The 20,422-nt window shown below is 70.5% G+C and carries 21 protein-coding genes; 9 read left to right on the forward strand and 12 right to left on the reverse strand.

The genetic code is table 11. The features are described 5' to 3' along the window. Nucleotides 1-163 precede the first annotated feature (163 nt). From ACGFIW_RS24255 to ACGFIW_RS24265, 3 genes are all read left to right on the forward strand, one after another. On the forward strand, nucleotides 164-571 hold the full coding sequence (locus tag ACGFIW_RS24255; protein WP_393319792.1) for a YciI family protein: 408 nt from the start codon (nucleotides 164-166) through the stop codon (nucleotides 569-571). A gap of 7 nt (nucleotides 572-578) precedes the next feature. Beyond that, a complete protein-coding gene (locus ACGFIW_RS24260) occupies nucleotides 579-1,724 on the forward strand; it encodes an RNA polymerase sigma factor (RefSeq protein WP_393319795.1) in 1,146 nt (381 codons plus the stop codon). Between the two features lie 439 nt (nucleotides 1,725-2,163). Further along, complete coding sequence (locus ACGFIW_RS24265) at nucleotides 2,164-3,186, forward strand: glycoside hydrolase family 11 protein (protein WP_393319798.1); 1,023 nt, start codon at nucleotides 2,164-2,166, stop codon at nucleotides 3,184-3,186. Between the two features lie 121 nt (nucleotides 3,187-3,307). Here ACGFIW_RS24265 and ACGFIW_RS24270 read toward each other — a convergent pair whose 3' ends face one another. The 9 genes from ACGFIW_RS24270 to ACGFIW_RS24310 form a co-directional block, all read right to left on the reverse strand. Continuing rightward, nucleotides 3,308-4,789 carry a protein kinase gene (locus tag ACGFIW_RS24270; RefSeq protein ID WP_393319801.1) on the reverse strand — a complete coding sequence of 494 codons (1,482 nt, stop codon included), beginning with the start codon at nucleotides 4,787-4,789 and terminating at the stop codon, nucleotides 3,308-3,310. Nucleotides 4,790-4,889: 100 nt separating this feature from the next. After that, complete coding sequence (locus tag ACGFIW_RS24275) at nucleotides 4,890-5,783, reverse strand: SGNH/GDSL hydrolase family protein (protein WP_393319804.1); 894 nt, start codon at nucleotides 5,781-5,783, stop codon at nucleotides 4,890-4,892. A gap of 120 nt (nucleotides 5,784-5,903) precedes the next feature. Further along, nucleotides 5,904-6,578 (reverse strand): DUF6891 domain-containing protein, encoded by a 675-nt coding sequence (locus tag ACGFIW_RS24280; protein ID WP_393319807.1) that lies wholly within the window; start codon nucleotides 6,576-6,578, stop codon nucleotides 5,904-5,906. A 46-nt stretch (nucleotides 6,579-6,624) separates the two neighbouring features. Further along, a complete protein-coding gene (locus ACGFIW_RS24285; RefSeq protein ID WP_393319810.1) occupies nucleotides 6,625-7,239 on the reverse strand; it encodes a dihydrofolate reductase family protein in 615 nt (204 codons plus the stop codon). Nucleotides 7,240-7,374: 135 nt separating this feature from the next. After that, on the reverse strand, nucleotides 7,375-7,794 hold the full coding sequence (locus tag ACGFIW_RS24290; RefSeq protein ID WP_393319813.1) for a VOC family protein: 420 nt from the start codon (nucleotides 7,792-7,794) through the stop codon (nucleotides 7,375-7,377). Nucleotides 7,795-7,945: 151 nt separating this feature from the next. After that, nucleotides 7,946-9,391 carry a non-reducing end alpha-L-arabinofuranosidase family hydrolase gene (locus ACGFIW_RS24295; protein ID WP_393319816.1) on the reverse strand — a complete coding sequence of 482 codons (1,446 nt, stop codon included), beginning with the start codon at nucleotides 9,389-9,391 and terminating at the stop codon, nucleotides 7,946-7,948. A 161-nt stretch (nucleotides 9,392-9,552) separates the two neighbouring features. Next, nucleotides 9,553-11,292 (reverse strand): multicopper oxidase family protein, encoded by a 1,740-nt coding sequence (locus ACGFIW_RS24300; RefSeq protein ID WP_393319818.1) that lies wholly within the window; start codon nucleotides 11,290-11,292, stop codon nucleotides 9,553-9,555. After that, complete coding sequence (locus ACGFIW_RS24305) at nucleotides 11,289-11,741, reverse strand: DUF6220 domain-containing protein (RefSeq protein ID WP_393319821.1); 453 nt, start codon at nucleotides 11,739-11,741, stop codon at nucleotides 11,289-11,291. Before ACGFIW_RS24305 ends, ACGFIW_RS24300 begins: the two co-directional genes overlap by 4 nt. Before the next feature lie 9 nt (nucleotides 11,742-11,750). After that, nucleotides 11,751-12,740, reverse strand: a complete 990-nt coding sequence (locus ACGFIW_RS24310) for a carboxymuconolactone decarboxylase family protein (protein WP_393319824.1) — start codon at nucleotides 12,738-12,740, stop codon at nucleotides 11,751-11,753. A gap of 143 nt (nucleotides 12,741-12,883) precedes the next feature. Here ACGFIW_RS24310 and ACGFIW_RS24315 point away from each other — a divergent pair, with 143 nt between their 5' ends. From ACGFIW_RS24315 to ACGFIW_RS24325, 3 genes are all read left to right on the forward strand, one after another. Then, a complete protein-coding gene (locus ACGFIW_RS24315) occupies nucleotides 12,884-14,068 on the forward strand; it encodes a sensor histidine kinase (RefSeq protein WP_393319826.1) in 1,185 nt (394 codons plus the stop codon). After that, nucleotides 14,065-14,727: a response regulator gene (locus ACGFIW_RS24320; RefSeq protein ID WP_393319829.1), complete on the forward strand. Its 663-nt coding sequence runs from the start codon at nucleotides 14,065-14,067 to the stop codon at nucleotides 14,725-14,727. Before ACGFIW_RS24315 ends, ACGFIW_RS24320 begins: the two co-directional genes overlap by 4 nt. 98 nt (nucleotides 14,728-14,825) lie before the next feature. Next, entirely contained in the window at nucleotides 14,826-15,539 is a 714-nt protein-coding gene (locus ACGFIW_RS24325) for a hypothetical protein (protein WP_393319832.1), read from the forward strand. A gap of 292 nt (nucleotides 15,540-15,831) precedes the next feature. Here ACGFIW_RS24325 and ACGFIW_RS24330 read toward each other — a convergent pair whose 3' ends face one another. The 3 genes from ACGFIW_RS24330 to ACGFIW_RS24340 form a co-directional block, all read right to left on the reverse strand. After that, nucleotides 15,832-16,194: an antibiotic biosynthesis monooxygenase gene (locus tag ACGFIW_RS24330; RefSeq protein ID WP_393319835.1), complete on the reverse strand. Its 363-nt coding sequence runs from the start codon at nucleotides 16,192-16,194 to the stop codon at nucleotides 15,832-15,834. Nucleotides 16,195-16,349: 155 nt separating this feature from the next. Then, nucleotides 16,350-16,625, reverse strand: coding sequence for a hypothetical protein (locus ACGFIW_RS24335; protein WP_393319838.1), 276 nt, complete (start codon nucleotides 16,623-16,625; stop codon nucleotides 16,350-16,352). Further along, nucleotides 16,613-16,831, reverse strand: a complete 219-nt coding sequence (locus ACGFIW_RS24340; protein ID WP_393319841.1) for a hypothetical protein — start codon at nucleotides 16,829-16,831, stop codon at nucleotides 16,613-16,615. Before ACGFIW_RS24340 ends, ACGFIW_RS24335 begins: the two co-directional genes overlap by 13 nt. A 409-nt stretch (nucleotides 16,832-17,240) precedes the next feature. On the opposite strand from ACGFIW_RS24340, the gene ACGFIW_RS24345 reads away from it, so the two are divergent. The 3 genes from ACGFIW_RS24345 to ACGFIW_RS24355 all read left to right on the forward strand — a co-directional run bounded on the left by ACGFIW_RS24345 (nucleotide 17,241) and on the right by ACGFIW_RS24355 (nucleotide 20,421). Next, nucleotides 17,241-18,095, forward strand: coding sequence for a helix-turn-helix domain-containing protein (locus tag ACGFIW_RS24345; protein WP_393319844.1), 855 nt, complete (start codon nucleotides 17,241-17,243; stop codon nucleotides 18,093-18,095). Further along, nucleotides 18,092-18,277 carry a DUF397 domain-containing protein gene (locus tag ACGFIW_RS24350; protein ID WP_393319847.1) on the forward strand — a complete coding sequence of 62 codons (186 nt, stop codon included), beginning with the start codon at nucleotides 18,092-18,094 and terminating at the stop codon, nucleotides 18,275-18,277. The genes ACGFIW_RS24345 and ACGFIW_RS24350 overlap by 4 nt, the downstream gene beginning before the upstream one ends. A 560-nt stretch (nucleotides 18,278-18,837) precedes the next feature. After that, nucleotides 18,838-20,421: a gluconokinase gene (locus tag ACGFIW_RS24355; protein WP_393319850.1), complete on the forward strand. Its 1,584-nt coding sequence runs from the start codon at nucleotides 18,838-18,840 to the stop codon at nucleotides 20,419-20,421. The last annotated feature ends 1 nt before the right edge of the window (nucleotide 20,422 follow it).

A 20,422-nucleotide genomic window follows, 5' to 3' on the forward strand; every position in this document is an offset into this window, starting at 1 on the left:
AGTTTTACGCTCTTCCGCGTCCCGGCGTGGCGGATGATTCACCCCCGGTTCACCCGGGCGGCGAAAAAGTCCGGGCAGCCGTGTCGAGACCCGGCGGGCGGCTCCGTCCCCGAGGTGAGCGCGACCACAATTGATCGGTCGCACCGGCACGGAGGAGAACACGATGGCGAAGTACCTGCTGCTCAAGCACTACCGCGGCGGCCCGGTCGGGGTCAACGACGTACCCATGGACCAGTGGACGCCGGAGGAGATCTCGGCGCACGTGACCTACATGCGGGACTTCGCGGCACGGCTTGAGCAGACCGGCGAGTTCGTCGACGGCCAGGCCCTCGCCCCCGACGGCGCCTGGGTCCGCTACGACGGCGAGGGTCGCCCTCCGGTCACCGACGGCCCGTTCGCCGAGACCAAGGATCTCATCGCCGGCTGGATGACGATCGACGTCGACAGCTACGAGCGGGCCGTCGAGCTGGCCGGGGAGCTGTCCGCCGCCCCGGGCAAGGACGGCAAGCCGATCCACGAGTGGCTCGAACTGCGCCCGTTCCTCACCGAGCCGCCCACCATCACGGAGTGACTGTCTCATGAACGAGGCCCTGATCCGGAGCCTCACGCCGAGCGTGCTCACCGTCCTCGTCCGCCGCGGAGCTGACTTCGCGGCGGCCGAGGACGCCGTGCAGGACGCGCTGATCGAGGCGGTCCGCACCTGGTCGGCCGACCCACCGCGGGACCCGAAGGGCTGGCTGATCACCGTGGCCTGGCGCCGGTTCCTCGACGCGACACGCGCCGACGCGGCCCGCCGCCGGCGTGAGGACGTCGTCGAGGAGGAGCCGACGCCCGGCCCCGCGCCCGCGGTGGACGACACCCTCCAGCTCTACTTCCTGTGCGCCCACCCGTCGCTGACCCCGGCGTCGGCGGTCGCGCTCACGCTGCGTGCCGTCGGTGGGCTGACCACCCGCCAGATCGCCCAGGCCTACCTGGTGCCCGAGGCGACGATGGCGCAGCGCATCAGCCGGGCCAAACGCACCGTCTCCGGGGTGCGCTTCGACCGGCCCGGCGACGTCGCCACCGTGCTGCGCGTCCTCTACCTGGTCTTCAACGAGGGCTACTCCGGCGACGTCGACCTCGCCGCCGAGGCCATCCGGCTCACCCGACAGCTCGCGGCCTCGATCGGCCATCCCGAGGTGGCCGGGCTGCTCGCCCTCATGCTGCTGCACCACGCCCGACGCGCCGCCCGGACCGCGCCCGACGGCAGCCTGGTGCCGCTGGCCGAGCAGGACCGCCGCCGGTGGGACACCACGACGATCGCCGAGGGAGTCCAGATCCTGCAGGCGGCTCTCGCCCGCGGCCGGCTGGGCGAGTTCCAGGCCCAGGCAGCCATCGCGGCACTGCACGCCGACGCGCCCACCGCCGAGGAGACCGACTGGGTGCAGATCGTCGAGTGGTACGACGAGCTGGTGCGCCTGACCGACAACCCGGTGGTCCGCCTCAACCGCGCGGTGGCCGTCGGTGAGGCCGACGGCCCCCGCGCCGGCCTGGCCGCGCTCACCGCCCTGGACGACTCGCTGCCCCGGCACACGGCGGTGGCGGCGTACCTGCACGAGCGCGACGGCAATGTGGCGACGGCCGCACGGCTGTACGCCGAGGCGGCCCGGAAGGCCCCCAACCTCGCCGAGCGCGACCACCTGACCCGCCAGGCCGCCCGACTCAATACGCTTCGGTGTGGCTGACCGGTCAGGTCGCGGTGGCACCGACCCCCGGCCGCCGTGCCGCACCCCACGGTCGACCGGCGGCCGGTCCGGAAAGTCTCCGGAAATTTCGGCGAGCGCCACTCGGGCCTCGATCCGTCCCGGGGGCTCCGCGGATGACCATCCCGGGTTCTGATCGACTACTGACCTGGATGGATAGTTATCGGTGACGATGGCACTGTTACCACCCTGTTTCCGAGAATTGTTGACAAGTTGACGACTGGGTCAATACGGTCGCCATCGACGGCGTTCAATCGCCGTCAGCACCAACCACCACTATCCACTCCTGCGGTCGTCGTGCAGGGCGACCGGCCCACCACCGAGCGGTACAACGCCGTGGCCGTTAGCTGACCACCGGCAGCCTGCCGAGGCGTACCGCGCTGCTGGCCCCCGCCAGCCGTCACGAGGAGGCACCAGTTACATGACCGACACCAGTCACACCACACCAAGAGGGCGCGGCCGCATGCGGCTGCTCCTCGGTGCCGCATGCGCCGCCGTGCTGGCCATCGCCGGCACGATGACGGCCACCAACGCGTACGCCGAGGCCGACCGGACGCTCACCTCAAGCCTCACCGGCACGCACAACGGTTACTACTTCTCCTTCTGGAAGGACGGCGGCAACGCCAGCATGACGCTGCGCGCCGACGGCCGTTACTCCAGCAGTTGGGACCGGAGCACCAACAACTGGGTCGGCGGCAAGGGCTGGGCCACCGGCAGCCGGCGGACCGTCAGCTACTCGGCCACCTACAACCCGGGCAACAACAACACCTACCTCGCCCTGTACGGATGGACGCGCAACCCGCTCATCGAGTACTACGTGGTGGAAAACTTCGGCAGCTACAACCCGAGCAACGGTGCCACCCGGCTGGGCACGGTCACCACCGACGGCGGCACCTACGACATCCTGCGCAGCCTGCGGACCAACGCCCCGTCGATCGACGGCAACCAGACGTTCTACCAGTACTGGAGCGTCCGCCAGCAGAAGCGGTCCAGCGGCACCATCACCACCGCCAACCACTTCGACGCCTGGGCCCGCGCCGGCCTGAACCTCGGCACCAACCACGCCTACCAGATCATGGCCACCGAGGGCTACCAGAGCAGCGGCAGCTCCGACGTCACCGTCCGCGAGGGCGGCGGCGGCAACCCCACCTCCGGGCCCACCACCGGCAACCCGGGAGGCGGCAACTGCACGGCGACGCTCTCCGCCGGCCAGCAGTGGGGTGACCGGTTCAACCTCAACGTCGCGGTCAGCGGCACCAACAACTGGGTCGTCAGCCTCGGTCTGGGCGGCGGCCAGAGCATCCAGAACAGCTGGAACGCCTCGGTCAGCGGCACCAGTGGCACCGTCACCGCGACACCGAACGGCAACGGCAACAACTTCGGGATAACGGTCATGGCCAACGGCAACTGGAACTGGCCGACCGTCACCTGCCGTACCAGTTGAGCCTGATCCAGCTCTGACACCACCGCACTGGCGTGGCGGCACCGGCCGCCACGCCAGTGTGGTGTCCGCCTTCAACCGGGCGTTGCGGCGGTGCCGTGCTCGTGGCCCTCGCCGTCGTCCGTCAGCCCCGTGGCGACGCGCTCCCCCCGGTCGTCGCCGTCGTCGGTTCCCCGGGCGATTCCTCCGCCGGGCCCCCGGAGGGGTCGTCCGCCGCCGGTTCCTCGGTCGACTCCTCCGTTGGTGCCGCGGTCGGTGGCGCCGACGTTTCGTCCGTCGGGTCTGCCGTCGGGTCCTCGTCGGCGCTCTCGGAGGTGGCAGGCGTCGGGGCATTCCCCCCGCTGTCGCCGGGCGGCGCGGACTGGTCGGCCCCCGCCGCGGGACCAGAGGCCGTCGGAGCCGGGGATCCGGACGCTTGGACCGGCAGGCCAGCGGGACCGGTGGTGGCCGTTTGTCCTCCACCGACACCAGGGCCGGTGTCGGTGCTGTCGGTGTCGGTGTCGGTGTCGGTGTCGGTGCCGCCATCGCCCGGCGCCGATGGCGACACCGCGGGAGGCGTCGAGGGTCGCCCGGTCGGACCGGGCAGGATCCCGGTGGGGTCGGCGAACACCAGGACGGCAGCCGCGGCGGCCACCGACCCGATCAGCACCGCGAGGGCCCGAGGCCCGGAACCGCCCGCCCGGGCCGGCGCACCGCCGTGACCCGGCCGGAGGACGGCCGTCTGCTCGTCCCGCGCCCCGATCGAGGTCGCCCCGGCGGCCCCGACCACGTGGTCGGGCGGGTCCGCGAGGGCCTGCGCCGCGCTGGCCATGGCCGCCGCAGTCGGGAATCGGCGGGCGGGCTCCTTGGCCATCGCGGTGGCGACCAACCGCCGCACCGCCGGCGGGACGTCGTCGGGCAGCGGCGCCGGCTCCTCCTCCAGGTGCCGCAGCGCCACCGCGACCGCGTTCTCGCCCTGGTGTGGGGGCCTCCCGGCGAGGCAGTGGTAGACGACCGCACCGAGCGCGTAGATGTCGATCGCCGGGCCGATCTCGTTCTTCGAGATCTGCTCCGGCGCCATGTACAGGGCTGTGCCGACGACCTGGTTCGTGCCGGTCAGGCTCGCCGCCTCCTGGGTCACGGCAACCCCGAAATCGACGAGTACGACGTGCCCATCGGGCTCGATGATCAGATTGTTGGGTTTGACGTCGCGGTGGACGACGCCCGCGTCATGGGCGGCCCGGAGGGCGCGGGCGGTCTGCGCGGCGATCGACATCGTCTCGGCCACGTCCAGTCGGCCGGCCTCGGCGATCCGCTCCGACAGGGGCTGGCCCTGCACGCACTCCATCACGATGTAGGCGAGGGCCGGCTCTCCGGAGCGGGTCACCTCGCCGTAGTCGTAGACCTGGGCGACGCCCGGGTGACGCAGGGCCGCCATCGCACGCGCCTCGCGGCGGAACCGCTCGCCGAAGCCGGCGTCGCTGACCAGCCGAGCCTGCAGCGTCTTGACCGCCACGCAGCGGTCCAGCGTCTCGTCGACCGCCCGCCACACGTCGCCCATCCCGCCGCTGGCGATGCTTTCGACCAGGCGGTAACGGTCTCCGACGAGTTGCCCCATACTCGGCATAAAGCCTCCCGTACCCCGGATCCGCCGATCCCAAGCGCCCTCTCGCCGTGCCCGGCCCCCGCGCGGCGCGCCGGGGCCGGGTCGACCACTTTCCGGCCGGTCAGTTGGCCAGGGTGCTGAGCAGGGTGTTTGCCATGCCCTGCTCGCCCCGGGCGTTCGGGTGGAAGGGGGCGGCCGAGTTCTGTGGCACCAGCCCCTCGATCCACCGGGTGCCGCTGCCCTTGCACGCGTCGCGCCCGATCGACGGGCCGTAGACGTCGGCGTAGGTGGCGCCGTTGGCGCTCGCGGCGCTGGCCAGCATCGCGTTGAGGGACTTCTCGACGCCGCGCAGGTACGGCACGTCCTGGTAGGCGATCGGGACGACCGGCCAGCATCCGTAACCGGTGTCCGGCAGGATCGCCGGGTAGCCGAGGACCATGACCCGCGCGCCCGGTGCGGCCCGACGGACCCCCTGCAGCACGGCTGTCACCTTCGGCGTGGCGGCGACGATCCGCGCCTGCAACTGGTCGACACCTCCGGCGGTGTACCGGTTCTTGCACGGCGACCCGAGCGGACTGCTGAGGCTCGCCTGCGCGCATTCGCCGATGATGCCGGCGAAGCCGATGTCGTTGCCGCCGATCTGCACCGTCACCAGGGCCGTGGTCGACGTGACCGCGTTGAGTTGCGGTGGCACCGCGCTGCCCAACTGGCCGCTGCCACCGTAGAGGATGTCGTCGGTGGTGGCGCCGGAGCAACTCACGTCGGCGAACGACGACGAGCCGGCGGAGGCGGCCACCAGCGAGGGGTAGTTGCGGTTGGAGCGTAGGCAGTTCAGGTCGACCTGGGTGGGGATCAGCGGACCGGCCGTGTACGAGTCGCCAAGCGCGACGTACCGGCCGGTGGGCACGGCGGCGCTGGCGGGTGTGGCGACGGTGAGCAGCACGCCGACGATGGCCACGGTGAGTGCGGCCAGTCGGGTGGTTGCCCGCAGGCGGGGCAGGCGGGGACGGGTCATGACGCCTCCCAGAGGGGATCACGGTGGTGGTGCCGAGATCCTGTCTCCGCCGACGCCGCACGTCAATATCGATGAGCCTCACTAAATGCTGGTCCGAGGTGTGGGATGGCGCGGTGGTGCTCAGCTCACGGGCGCATACCACTGGGCGCCGGTGACCCGGACCCGCCTGGACTGCCTGCGGTTCCACTCGACCCCCATGCCGTGCTCGCGCAGCACCGGGAACACCATGTCGTCCAGCAGCCGCTCCAGGTCGGCCTGGTAGCGGGCCTGCTGCTCGGCCTCCGACAGCTTGTCGTAGGCGACCTCGTCGAAGTCGGCCGGAGGGTAGGCGCCGTAGCCGAGGTAGACCTCCCCGTCCTCGCTGGCGAGCAACGACTCGGTGTCCTGCTGGTGGTACCAGACGTAGCCGTGCCAGTGCCGGGAGTCGTCGCGCTCGTCGTGGATCTCGGCGCTCGCGCAGGTGCCGCAGCAGCTGAAATTCTCCCGGGCCAGCACGCCCCGCTCGTTGAGCTCGGCGAAGGCGCGGGTGAGGTTCCCCCGCACCTCGCCCCACTCCCGCTGCTGCGCCCGCCGAACGGCCAACGCCCTCTCGTACGCCGCGATCAGCTCCTCGTCCGTGGTGCCGTGGCGCTCCTCCTCGTCGTCGAAGACGTCGACGAACTCGGCGGCGTCACCCTCACCACGAACGATCCAGGCCCAGAGCTCGGCCTCGATCGCACCGCGGCCCGGCTCGGGGATCCGGTCGGCCAGGAACCTGACGCCCTCGGGGCGATCGTTGTACGTCCATTCGCTCACGACGCCGATCGTCACACGGACCTACGACGCTCTTCGCGCAGGGCGGCTATTGTCCGGCCGGCACCTGGTCCTTGACGTCGTCGTAGCCGACCGCGCCCGGCGCCGCGGCCGGAGCGTAGATCACCCGGAGCACACCCGTCGGAAACGCCTCGGTCGCCACGACCCGCAGGTGGTAGGCCCCGTCACCCTCGTCGAACAGCCTGCGGCCCTTGCGCGCCGCCACCGGATGCACCAGCAGGCGCAGTTCGTCGACGAGCCCGGCGGCGAGTAGCTGCTGCACGACCGAGATCGACCCGGGGATGAGGATGCCCCGCACCCCGTCATCGGCCTTGAGCGACCTGACGGCGTCGAGGAGGTCACCGGCGATCAGCTCCGAGTTGCGCCAGGAGAACTCCAGTGGTTGGCGGGAGACGACGACCTTGCGCGTGTCCCCGAGTTGCTTGGCGAAGGGGGCGTCCTCGCCACCCGCGGCTTCCCGGCCGGGCCAGGCGCCGGCGAAGCTGTCGTAGGTCTCCCGGCCGATCAGCAGCACGTCCGCGGTGTCGTAGTCCTCGGTGACGGCGCGACCCATGTTGTCGTCGAAGTAGGGGAAGTGCCAGTCGGGGTCGATCTCGGCCACACCGTCGGCCGAGATGAACAGCGTGGAGATGACAGGTGCCATCGCGGGTAACCCTCCAGCTCAGGTGATGTCGCAGTCAGACCGGCGCATCATCCCAAACTCTCGCGTCGGCGTCCGTCCCTCGGGACGACGTCGGCGTTTCGCACCCCCGAGGACGGGAAGCGCGCTGCCCCAGACCTAGAGGCCCTGGCCGATCTCCACGAGGTAGCCGTCCGGATCGCGGAGATAGCACCGGATCTCCGTGCCGTGGTCCTTCGGTTCGGTGATGAAATCCGCGCCCCTTGATTTCCACTCCGAGTAGAGCTTCCGGATGTCCCGGACCCGGATATTCATCGCGCAGCTCAACGTGTTGGCGTCAACCGGTGCCTTGGCCTGCACCATCGGCTTGTCGTCCGTCGGGCCACCCTCGACGTTGATGATGATGTAGCTGTTGAAGAATCTCATGATCAGCGGGCTCGTGTCGTGCACGCACGTCGCCCCGAACACCCGCTCGTAATACTCTCGCGACCGGTCAATGTCACGCACGATCAGCAGGGTCGCGAGAAACATGCCGTCTTCGGGCTCGAAATAGTCGGGAGCCGGGTTGGCCAAGGTCATGGTCACCTCTTCGTCGCCAGCAGCGCCAGCAGCATGGACGGCGACGGCTTCCCGCCAGAATGGGGGCCAAACCTTCGAGTGGTGCCAGGCGACGCACGACGGGGCGGGCTCGGCGTGACGCCGAGCCCGCCCGTTTCGTGCTCAGGAAGTGTCAGCGTTGCAGGGTCAGCAGACCCGGCCGGTACGGCAGGAGGCCGTAGTCCACACCGTCGGAGCTGGGCGAACGACCCTGGTAGAGCAACTGCAGGTTGCAGGCGTCGACGGTCATGGTCTGGTCGGCGCTGGTGCGCAGCAGCTCACCGTGGCTGATGTCGTTGGTCCAGGTGGCACCACTGTTGACCTTGCCGGCGAACGGGTTGCTCTGGGACGCGGCCTGCGGCGTCCACGTACCGTTCAGGCTGGTGGCCGTGAACGAGCGGAAGTAGCGGCCGGTCGAACCGATCGCCTCGACGATCATGAGGTACTTGTTGAGACCCTTCAACTTGTAGACCTGCGGAGCCTCGAACAGGTTGTTCTGCGTGTCACTCATGATGGTCGTGTAGCTGCTGCCGAAGCTGCCCGGGAAGTTCCCGATCGGCATGCTCGCCCGGTAGATCTTGCCGTTGTCACCGGCGAAGAACAGGTACATGTTGTTGTCGTCGGCGATGAGCGTCTGGTCGATCGGGCCGGTACCGGAACCGGTGATGCTGCCGCTGAACAGCGTCTGCGGCGCGGACCAGCCGTTCGGGTTGGTCGGGTTGGTGGACGTGCGGTAGGAGAACGCCGGCCCACCCCACTGGTAGGCGAGCACCCAGATGTTCTTCGGCGCGAAGTAGAACAGCGACGGCGCGACGGTCCCCGAATTCATCCCGGTCTGGGTGGCCGAGGCCATCTGCGACCAGTTCGAGAAGAGGCTGAAGTTCATCGAGCCCCACTTGTCACCGAAGTCGTGCGTGGTGGCGTAGACGAGCTGCTGGCCGTTGAAGGGCGCGACGGTGAAGTCCTTCAGCGACACCCAACCCGACTTCGGATTCGCCAGCGACCCCGTCGACGACCAGCGGTACGTCGAGGGAAGATCGCAGGGGGTCGGCGGCGGGGTCGTCGGGGGCGGCGTCGTGGGCGGTGGAGTGGTCGGCGGCGGGCTCGTCGGCGGCGGATCCGTCGGGGGCGGGCTGGTCGGCGGCGGGTCCGTCGGGGGCGTGCCGTCACCGCACGTCACGCCGTTCAGAGCAAAGCTCGTCGGCGCGGGGTTGCTGCCCGTCCACGATCCGTTGAAACCGAACGCCACGGTGGCGTTGGTGCCGATCGAACCGTTGTAGCTCACGTTCTTCGCGGTGACCGCGGAGCCGCTCTGCGTCAGCGAGGTGCTCCACGCCTGGGTGACCGTCTGCCCGGCCGCGTACGACCACGTCAACGTCCAACTGGTCACCGGATCACCCAGGTTGGTGATCGACACGTTGGCGGTGAATCCGCCCTGCCACTGCGACGGGACGGCGTAGTTCACCGAACAGCCCGCCGCCGCGGCGCCGGCCGGCAGCGCCGCGACAACCGACGCCGACACGAGTAGGGCAACGCCGGCCGACGCCAGACCGACATTGGTGTATCTGGATCTGGTCATAGAACACCCTCCTGAGGGGACGGCAGCCCGTACATTGGCGGTGGTCGCTGGCTCGGTGCTTTTGTGAGCGTTAACAGGCCGCGACAGGTATGTTACGGGAGCGCTCCCATACCCTCAACCTCGAAGTGTCGGGTTTCGATCTCTGACGTCCGTCGGGCGGGTCAGGAGTACATCAGGTGCATCGTCATGCCGGCGTCGGCGTGCGCCAGGTTGTGGCAGTGGTTGGCCCACACCCCCGGGTTGTCGGCCCGGAACGCCACCTCCCACACCTCCCCCGGCCGGACGTCGAACGAGTCCAGCCACAACGGGCTGCCGGCCGCCGACCTCCCGTCACGCGACAGCACCAGGACGTGGTGGCCGTGCAGGTGCCACGGGTGCACGATCGACGACCGGTTGACGATCGTGAACCTGACGACGTCGCCGAGGCGGACGACCTGCGGCGGGATGTCCGGGTCGGCCGCGCCGTTGACGGTGTGCGCGTAGCGGGGCAGCAGGTCGTGCAGGTCGAGGCCACGATCGAGGACGAGGGTGAAGGTCCGGTCGAACCGGGACCAGGGCACCGCGACAGCGCTGCCGTAGTCGAGCGGATCCAGCACCGGCCAGTCGCCCGTCGCCGCCGGCACCGGCCCGGTCGAGTAGACCGCCCGCCCGTCGACGAACAACGCCACAGGCGTGGCCGGCGCGTCGAACACCAGGTCGGCACGCCCCCCGGCCGGGATCAACACGGCGGTGTCCACGAGCGATGTCGGGCCCCGCAGGTCGGTGCCGTCGATCGCGGCGACCCGGAACGCCGTCCCGGCCAGGGCGTAGCGGTGCGTCGTGCTGTCGGTGTTGAGCAGCCGCAGCCGTACGGGGGTGCCGGCCGGGACCGGCTCCACTCGCGGTGCGGGCAGCGGAAGGCCGGAAAGGGTGTGCACCGGCACGGTGACGTCGAGGCCGACCAACGGCCCCGGGCGGACCACCAGGACTCCGTAGAGGCCCATCCGCACGCCGACGTCGGAGACCGAATGCGTGTGGTACCAGTAGGTGCCGGCCTGGTCGGCGCGGAACCGGTAGACGAACTCCTGGCCGGGCCGCACCGCCGCCTGCGTCACGCCCGGCACCCCGTCCTGGCTGTTCGGCACGTCGTACCCGTGCCAGTGCAGCGTGACGCCACGCCCGATGTCCCGGTTGCGCAGCGTCACCTCCACCACGTCGCCGACGGTGGCGGTCAGCTCCGGCCCGGGTACCTGCGCGTTGAACGCCCACGCCGCGACGTCCCGGCCACTCGCGCGCACCGTGGCGGTCCCGGCCGTGAGGGTGAACCGCCGGGTCGGTTCGTCGCTGGTCCGCGCGTCCCGAAAACCATGGTCATGGGGTACGGCGGGCGGGGTGCCCGGGCCGACGGTCAGCCCGGTTCCGGTCACCAGCGCGCCGACCGCCACCACGAGGGCCACCCGGGACTGCGAACGGGACGGGCGCACACCCAGAGCGCGCCAGGACACGGCCGTCGCCGTGATCGCCCCGGCGACCGCGAGCAGTCCCGCGCCCACCGACGCCGGGTAGCCGTGCAGGACCGTCACGAGCAGGGCGCCGCTTGTGGCGTACCCGGCGGAGAGGAGCGGAACCGCGACGGCCCGGATGTCGCCCGGGACCGCTCGCCACCGCGACCCGACCACGGCCACCGCCGCGAGCGACAGGGGGGCGGCGACGAGGACCTTCTCCGCCGCGAACCACCAGCCGGCGCGGGCGAGCGCGGTGATGGTGATCGCGCGGGTGAGCGTGGCGAGCAGCGCGACGGCCGCCAGCACCAGCGCGAGCGGGCGACGCCGAACGGCCGCCGCGGCACCGCCACCCAGCCAGGCGGCGGCCGCGAGGACCGCGATCACGAGGTCGACGACGAGCAGTGAGCCGGTGGTCATGCCGGCTCTTTGCGGCGCACGACATCGCCGGTGGGGTCGGCCGGCTCCGGATCGGTCAGCTTCCGTGCCCCCTGAAGGACGGACACCACGACGTGTACGGCGATGATCCCGTTGAGGGCGTGCAGTCCACCGATGATCGGGCCGAGCGGGGTGCTGACGCCCGCCGCGTCGGTGGCCGCGGTGGCGAGCGTGGCCAGAAGCGCCTGCAGGACGACGAGACCGATCGGCAGGACCGCCAGCGCGATGAGCCGGCCCGGCGCCCTGGCCAGTGCCGCGCACAGGGCGGTGAGCAGGGTGAGGACCGGGATGACGGCCATGCCGTTGACGCTGTGCAGGGCGTACGAGTCGTCGCCGACGGGTCTGGTGAACCCGCCCACGGCGGCGAAGACGAACTGGAGGACGAACGCGACGAGCAACAGGGCGCTGGTGCTGACGAATGCCTTACGCACGGTGGTCTCCTAGAGGTGCGCCGAGGCCAGTGCCTGGGCGATGTGCTCGGTGGCCGTGATCGCCCCGTAGGCGACAAGCCGCACGAGGTCGGCGTCGGCGGGATGGGAGAGCCGCCAGAGGGCGACGTCACCGACGCTTATCGCGCTGGGCGCGAACGCCGCCAGCAGGGCGATCCTCGTGCCGACGCGATCGGCGCCCGGCACGTCCCGGACCAGGTCGACGGCCCAGTCCGCGGGCCGGGCCGGGAACCGCCCGTCCTCCCACCGCACGGTGGCCGTGACGGTCTGGCGCGCCACGTCGCCCAGCAGGTCCCCGCCCCGCCTGGCGGCGTCGGTCAGGGCCGCGTAGGCGACACCGACCGGGCTGTCCCCCGCCCAACCGGGTGCCGCCGTCGTGCCCGCGTCCAGGAGCGCGAGGCTCCGGCCGGGTTCCTTCGGTTCCCGGGCTGTCTTCGCGGAGAGCCAGCCGCCGACCGAACGCACCAGTGGGGAGCGTTGCAGGCCGCCGGGGAGCAGATCCGGATCGAGCAGCGCGGACACGATCCGGTTGATGAAGTGGAAGGCGAGCAGGGTGCCGGTGATCTCTGGTCGGTACGGGCTGGTCCAGGCAGTGGTCTTGGGGCGGCGGCTTGCCTGCGCCCACCTGACCAGTTCGGCGAGCCTCGGTTCGGCGGGTGTGCCGTCGCGGACCATGGCCTCGGCCAGCTTCGGTTCGCCCAGCGCGTGCAGCAGCATCGCGTGGGCGTCCACACAGAACTGACAGCGGTTGGCCCGGGACACCGCCGCCGCGACGAGTTCGCGCTCGACCCGGGACGCGTCCCCGGCGAGCAGGGCCTCGCGCATCAGCGCCCAGGTCGCGGCCAGCACCTCCGGCACGGCGGCGAGCACCTGGAAGGTGGGCAGTGGCCCGAGGAAGTCGTCCGACATCTGCCGGTAGACCTGCGCGGTCCGGCCGGTCGCGGCCGACGCCTTCACTGGGGTGGTGAAGCGATATGTCATGGGCTCGATGCTCGTCCCGGCGAGCTGGGAAAACGTCGTGCCGCCGCAGGCACTTGGCCGGTCAGCGCTACCGCGCCCGCAGTACGTACCTCTACCGCAGGCGGTGGATGCTCCCCGCCGGCCGGCCGTTCTACAGTTCGACGATGCGTCGCGAACTGCCGTACGCCTTCAGCGGCCTCGCCCTCGGTGGTCTCCTGCTCGGCAACGCCGCGCTCGCGCCCGACGCCGCGCCGATCGGTGCCGTCGATGTCGCGCTGACCCTGGCCATGACGGTCGCCCTGACGGTGTGCCGGCGGTATCCGGTGGCGGCGGTGAGCGTGGTGACCGTCGCCATGCTGGCCCTGCACGTCCGGGTGCACCCGGGGGTCTCCGCCGCGTTCCCGGTGCTCGGCGCGGTCTTCGTCGCCACCCGGCGGGGGCGTCGAGCGGCCGCCGCCGTCGCCAGCCTCGCCTTCCTCGGTGGGTTCCTGGCCCGGGACATCTCGGTGGCACCGGCCGGACAGGCCAACCAACTGATCGCCGAACGGACGGCCCTGCTGCTGGGCTGGTTCGTGGCGGCCAACTTCGCCGGGCTCATGTCCCGGCAGCACCAGGCGTACCTGGAACAGGTCGAGCAGCGGGCGATCGAGGCCGAACGCACCCGCGAGGAGATGGCGCTGCGGCGCGCCGGGGAGGAGCGTCTGCGCATCGCCCGCGACCTGCACGACTCCCTGACCCACAGCATCTCGGTGATCAAGGTGCAGGCCGGGATCGCCGTGCACCTCGCGCGCAAACACGGCGAGCAGCCGTCGGCCACCCTGCTGGCGATCCATGAGGCCAGCAGCGCCGCGATGCGGGAGCTGCGCACCACGCTCGACGTCCTGCGCTCGCCCGCCGACGAGGACCACGTCGGGCTGGCCCGGGTGGACGAGCTCGCCGCACGGACCCGGACCGCCGGCGTGCCGGTGCACGTCACCGTCAGCGGCCCGGCACGGGACCTGCCCGCCGAGATCGACCAGGCCGGGTATCGGGTCGTCCAGGAGGCACTGACAAATGTGGCCCGCCACGCCGGCCCCGCCACCGCGCACGTCCACGTCGAGTACGCCCCGGCGCAGCTCACCGTCTCGGTCACCGACGACGGCCACGCGTCGCCGGCTCACCCGGTGACACCGGGCGTGGGCCTGCGCGGCATGCGGGAACGCGTGACCGGGCTCGGCGGCACCCTGCGGGCCGCCGCCAACGACGACCACGGATTCACGGTACGGGCCACGTTCCCGCTGGACGGCCCCGGCTGGACCGCGCGCTCGCGTGCGGTCCAGCCCGCTCAGCGCGTCGCGGAGTCCCGATGATCCGCGTTCTGCTCGTCGACGACCAGGCCCTGATGCGAGCCGGGTTCCGGGCCCTGCTCGACGCCGAGGACGACCTGGAGGTCGTCGGCGAGGCCGCCGACGGTGCCTCCGCCGTCCACCTGTCGCGACGCCTGCGCCCGGACGTGGTGCTGATGGACGTGCAGATGCCGGGGCTCGACGGCATCGAAGCCACCCGCCGCATCGCCGCCGACCCCGACCTCGCCGCGATCCACATCCTCATCCTCACCAACTACGGGCTCGACTCGTACGTCTTCGCCGCCCTCCGCGCCGGTGCCAGCGGTTTCCTGCTCAAGGACGCGGACCCGGCCGACCTGCTCCAGGCCGTCGCCGTCGTGGCGCGCGGCGACGCACTGCTCGCACCGGCCGTGACGCGGACGCTCATCAGCGAGTTCGTGTCCGGCCCACCGCCGGCCGAGCCGGCGGCCGGGCGTGACGTGTTGACCGCCCGCGAGCAGGAGATCGTCGAGCTGGTCGCGGGCGGGCTGAGCAACGACCAGATCGCCGCACGCATCGTGATCAGTCCGTTGACCGCCAAGACACATGTGAATCGGGCGATGGCGAAGCTGCACTGCCGCGACCGCGCCCAACTCGTCGTGTGGGCGTACGAGTCGGGGCTTGTCACGCCGCGTCGTCGATGATCGTCAACGCGGTCCGAGGGCACCCGTCGGCACACGGGGTGGGGTCGACGCACTAGCATTGCCGCCGTCCGACGACGGCTCTGCTGAAACGAGGCGACATGCGTTGGCTCCGGCGGTTGCTGGGCGGCAGGCGGGTCCAACTCGATCCGGGACGCCAGCAGGCGCTGCTGCACGACGTGCAGACCCGGTACGGCCCCCACGCGCGGATCCGGTTCACCGAGCAGGTCCAGGCACTCACCACGACGCTGGACAGTGACGACGGCCTGGTGGTGGCGGCCCAGATCGTGGGTCAGGTCGCCGACGAGGCCCACGTGGACCTTCAGGCCCAGGCACAGGAGATCCACCGCCGGACGGGCCGGCGGCTGCTGGTGCACCGCCGCAACTACCGGCCGCTGTGGCGGGAGGCCGGTCCCGCACTGCGCTGGCCGCTGTTCGCGCTGCCGTCCGGCTTCCACCCGTACGCGCAGGTGGCCGCCGCTGTCACGGTGGTCGGCAGCCGGGCGCCCCGGCTCGACCGGGTGACCGACCCGAACCCGTTGCTGACCCGCGTGTTCGAGGTGCTCGACCTGACCACCGCCGGCTGGGAGTACGGCCGGGTACGGGTGGACACCGACGCCGCCTCCCTGGCCGATGGACTGATCTCCAGTGCCGGGCAGGTGCTCGCCGCCATGGACGATCCTCCGCGACTGCCGCCCGCCGTCCGTGAGCTGATGCGCCGCAACAACACCGTCGCCGTGCACGACCCGGCCGGCCCCCGGGCGGTCGGAGGCATCAACCTGGGCGCGCGGATGCGGGAGGAGTTCCTGGTCTGAGCACCGTGGGGCGCTGCTGATCGGGGCGACCGAGGGGCGAGATGCACGATGATGTCGGCGGAAGGGCTCGACCCGCTGGGGCAGGACCTGGCTGAAGACCTGCTCCTGCGTCGAGTTCGGCAGCGTGAGATCCGCCGAGATCGTCGACAGTTCTCCGACGTGGACGCGCGCACTCATCGTCAGGCGACGTTCCATGCCGGGCCACTGCATGGCCTGTCCCGGGGGCGTGCCGTCGGGAGATGGGATCCCGTCGCTCTTCAGGAAGGGTGCCCTGGCGGCGCGGGCCGGTCGGTCAGGCGTCGAGCCGCTGTGGTCCGGGACCGATCTCGCGCACGACGGTGTAGGTCGGAACGCCGCTCATCCGCGCTTCGGCCTTGCCGGACAGACCTTCCAGAGCCTCGTTGATGGCGGCCATCCGGCCCTCGCTGTCCGAGGTATCCACGAAGTTGCGGTAGTCCGCCTCGCTAGCCCAACGCACGATGTTGTAAACCCGGGTGCCGTCCGTGCTCACGTGGAAGCGGGCGGACTGGTAGCCCGGATAGAAGCGCACCCAGCGCTCCTGGATCTCCGCGAAGACTGCTACCAACTCCTGTTGAGTACCGGGGCCGTCGACCGTGTAATCGATTATCGAGTAGAAGGAGCTGTCCCTGTCCACGTACACACTCCTCAACATGCGGCGGGCCTGGTGCCATCTTGCAACCTCAACCAGGGTTCAGATCAAGACTCTGCCGCGGCTGACCAATAGACCCCGCGCCTATCGGCTGCCCCGGAGCGCTACCACCCGGGTCCTGGGCCGATTGCCTGTCGCTCTCAGACCGTCACACGCGAGCTGGACTGCCTCGGTGGCACACCCTCCGGGGCGGTTCGCCGTTGGATGCGCAACCCGGCCCGCAGGACGTACAACTCGCGCTTGGCCGTAGCCAGCCCCTTCGCGTCGAGCACGTACCCGGTTATCCAGATCCAGTCGTTGTACGGGTCGGTCTCGCCGATCGACACCAGACGCAGCATCAGCGCCCGGTCCCCCGAGAACTGCACCGAGCAGGCCGCCCCGATCAGCACGACGTCTCCCGGCTTCACGGCAACCACCCGAGGAACCTGCGGTGCACGGTATCGGCGGGAGCCCAGGACATGTCCTGCATGGCCGCGGCGAGGTGCGACCCCAGGTAGCCGGCCAGCGCGACCGGCGACGTGGCGTACTCATGCAGCAACTCCGCTCGGCGCGTGGCGCACGGCCAGGGCCTGTCGCATCCCTCGCACAGCCAGAGCGGCAGGACCGGTCCGTGCGCGGTCATCAGCTCTCACCTGGCCAGTGGCCCCGGTTGACCGGGATCCGGTGTCTGGCGCGGCACGGCAGCTCATTGCCGCACTTACAGACGTTGCGCCACTTGATCCACGACCACACCGGCTTATGCCTGCGAGCCAGGGTCATCGCTACCGCCGCCAGGTATTCGCCGTAAGACACGTGCCGGCTCATCCGCCCTCCCTCGTAGAGGGTTGCGGCGGCACGCCTACCCACAGTCACCTGACCGCCACACCCAGCGCCATGGTTTACCGGTCAACGCGGATATGCAATATTACATTTTGGATGAAACGTAAGAGCAGATTTCATCTTGATAGATTTCATTGCTATGCGTGACCGACAGGGGTTACATATCGAGTGCAAGCCGCGCCCGGTATGTAGTCACGAGAAGGAGAGCGGCAGTGACGACAGACACCGGCTCGACGGTCCCGAGGCGACAACTAGGGCGTTACCTGCGGCAGCTTCGCGAGGAAGCCCGCGTGACGGTCAAGGCAGCAGCCGACGCGCTGGAGTGGTCGACACCGAAGATCTGGCGCATCGAGACCGGCGCTACTTCGATGAGATCGCTCGACGTAGAAGCGATGTGCAAAATCTACAGAGCGTCACCAGAGCTGACCGAGGCTTTGATGGGCCTCGCGAAGGAGACGAAGGGTCGAGGCTGGTGGCACTCCTACGGCGACGCCATCCCCGAGTGGTTCGAGCTGTACGTGGGACTGGAAGCCGCAGCAGCTCGACTCCGGACCTACGAAGCGCAGCTCGTTCCCGGCCTGCTCCAGACCGAGACGTACGCCACCCGCGTCCTGCAGGTAGCCCGTCCAGACATCACCCGGCCGGAGATCGAGCGACGGCTGGCCGTGCGCCTCGGTCGTCAGGCGCTGCTGACGCGCTCGGCACCACCCGCTCCACAGTTCGACGTTCTGCTTGAGGAGGCTGTCTTGCGGCGAGGGGTGGACGCAGAGCAACTGCAACACCTGATCCGGGTCAGCAGGCAGCCGAACGTCTCACTGCGAGTGATTCCGTTAGCCGGGGGTCTGCACCGGGGCAACATGACCAGCGGCACGTTCACGATCCTCGAATTCGAGGGGGGAGCCGAGCCGTCGATCATCTACTCCGACAGCCTCACAGGTGCGCTCTACCTCGACAAGCCCGCCGAGGTCGCAACGTACGGGGAGGCGTGGGACATCATGGAGAAACCGGCGCTGACCGAAGCGCAGTCTCGCAAACTCATGGCATCGATCGCAGAGGAACTAACATGACCACGCTCAACTGGAAGACGAGCACCCGCAGCAACGAGGGGAACTGCGTCGAGGTTGCCACGCCAACCCCGATAGTCATGGTCCGGGACTCCAAGGACCGGCAGGGACCGGCGCTGTCGTTCGGCGCGGGTCAGTGGGCCGACTTCCTCCGGGGCATCAAGGACAGCAAGTTCAACGTCTGACAACGGTGCCGGGTGAGGTCGCTGAAGGCCACCACACCCGGCTACCGCAAACGTACGTTGGTTAGTCAGGGCGCGCGGCGGAATCACAACCCCAGGCGGAACAGGCCCCCGAGTGGACGGCGGTACCGATGCCGTGCGGACGCAACGCCCGCCGCCTGGACACCTCCCCCATATTCGCTCACGTGACCCTGGAATGGGGAGACGCGTCAGCGTGGGCTGCTTTCGCAGTGTCAGTAGGAGCCGCGGGCGTTGCCTGGCGAGCCTTGAAGCACGCCAAGACTTCCGCATCGGCTTCTGAGATCTCCGCCCAGGCTGCGGTTACTTCTTATCCCCGTGTTCGGATCACCAAAGCCAAACGAGATGTGGATTCGATGGGGCGGCCACCCCGAGTGAGCTGCCCTTCCCCTGCCGGCATGACCCGCGCCACACCCGCCGAACGCGCTCGGCTGACTGCTATTTCTTAGTCGAGGCGCTTGGCGGATGCCGTTGTCGTGCCACACGCCACGACAACTGTGCGCAACCGCTTGCCCACCCGTCGAACACCGCTCGACCATGTGCTCATGGGGCCGGAGCGTCGTGTCATCCTCGGGGTCGACGTGGGCACCACCGCCGTGCGGGTGGGCGCGTTCGCGGTGGACGGCTCCGCCCGACACGTCCGGACGCGGGCGTACCCGCTGCTCCAACCGCTGCCCGGCTGGCACGTCCAGGACCCCGACGTGCTGGTGGCGGCCACCCTGGCGGCGGTGTCCGCGTGTGTCGCCGACACCGCCGGGGCGGAGGTCGTCGCCCTCGCGGTCAGCTCCCCCCGGTACGGCGTGATCGGGCTGGACGCGACACTGAGCCCGGTGACGCCGCTGCTGACCGGGCGGGACACGCGGTCCGCGGAGGTGGCCCACGACCTGCGGGTCTCCGGCCAGAGCCGGGAGCTGCACCGGGTCACCGGCACGCCCGTGCACCCGGGTAGCCCGCTGTGCAAGCTCATCTGGTTCGCCCGCCACGAGCCGTACCTCTGCACGGCGACGCGGTGGTGGGTCGGCCTGAAGGACTACCTGGTCCATCGGCTGACCGGGACGTTGGTGACCGAGCTGTCGTCGGCGTCCGGCACCGGCATGTTCGACGTGCACCGGCGGGTATGGAGCGCGGGCGTACTCGATCTGGTCGGGGTGTCCGGCAGCCAACTGCCGCCGGTCCTGCCCACGACCGGCGTGTTGCGGCTCTCGTCGGCGGCCGGGCAGGCGGTCGGCCTGCCGTCCGGCACACCTGTCGTGGTGGGCGCGGGTGACGGCCCGTCGAGCAGCCTGGGCATGGCGGCGATCGACAGCACCGTCGCCGGTCTGACGCTCGCGGCCACCGGGGCCCTGCGGACGGTCGTCGCGGCTCCGCTGGTCGACCCGGCGGAGAACTTCTCCTGCGCCGCGCTGACCGAGGACGCGTGGGTGGTCGGCGCGACGGTCAACAACGGCGGCAACGTGGTGCGGTGGGCCGGTGGTGCCCTCGAACCCGATCCTCGCCCGGCGTCCGAGGACCAGCTCGCCGCGCCCGAGCTGCTGGCGCTCGCCGAACGGGTCGCCCCGGGCAGCGACGGGCTGGTGATGCTGCCCTATCTCCTGGCCGACCGGATCTCGGCGGTGGATCCCGGCCCGCCGGGCGCCTATCTGGGGTTGCGCGGCGAGCACTCCCGGGGTCACCTGGTGCGGGCCGCCGTGGAGGGTGTGTGCCTGCACCTCGGCGGCGTCCGGGACCGCCTGGCCGAGCTGACGCCGATCAGCAGCGTTCGGCTGGCCGGTGGCGCGTTCCGACATCCGCTGTGGCGTGCGGTGATGGCCGCGGTCCTGGACTGTCCGACCCAGATGGCGGCCGAGGACGATGACGCCGCCCTCGGCGCGGCGGCGCTCGGGCTCTTCGCGATCGGCCTCGCCGCCGATCTCCAGGAGGCCGTCGCCCTGCTCAGTCCCGAGGGCGCCCGCGCCGAGCCGGTCGCGGTCGACCCGGCCCTTGCCGCGACCTATCGCGGTCTGCGGATGAAGCTGCCCGCACTTCGGACGGTCGCGCGCCGGGTGGGTGAGATCCTCGACGAGGTGGCGGCCGGGCCGGGCGTCGGCTGGCGGGCCACCACGGCGTCCCGGGACGTGGTGGGCGGCTGAC

The organism is Micromonospora sp. NPDC048935, assembly GCF_043197875.1.
GTDB lineage: Bacteria > Actinomycetota > Actinomycetes > Mycobacteriales > Micromonosporaceae > Micromonospora.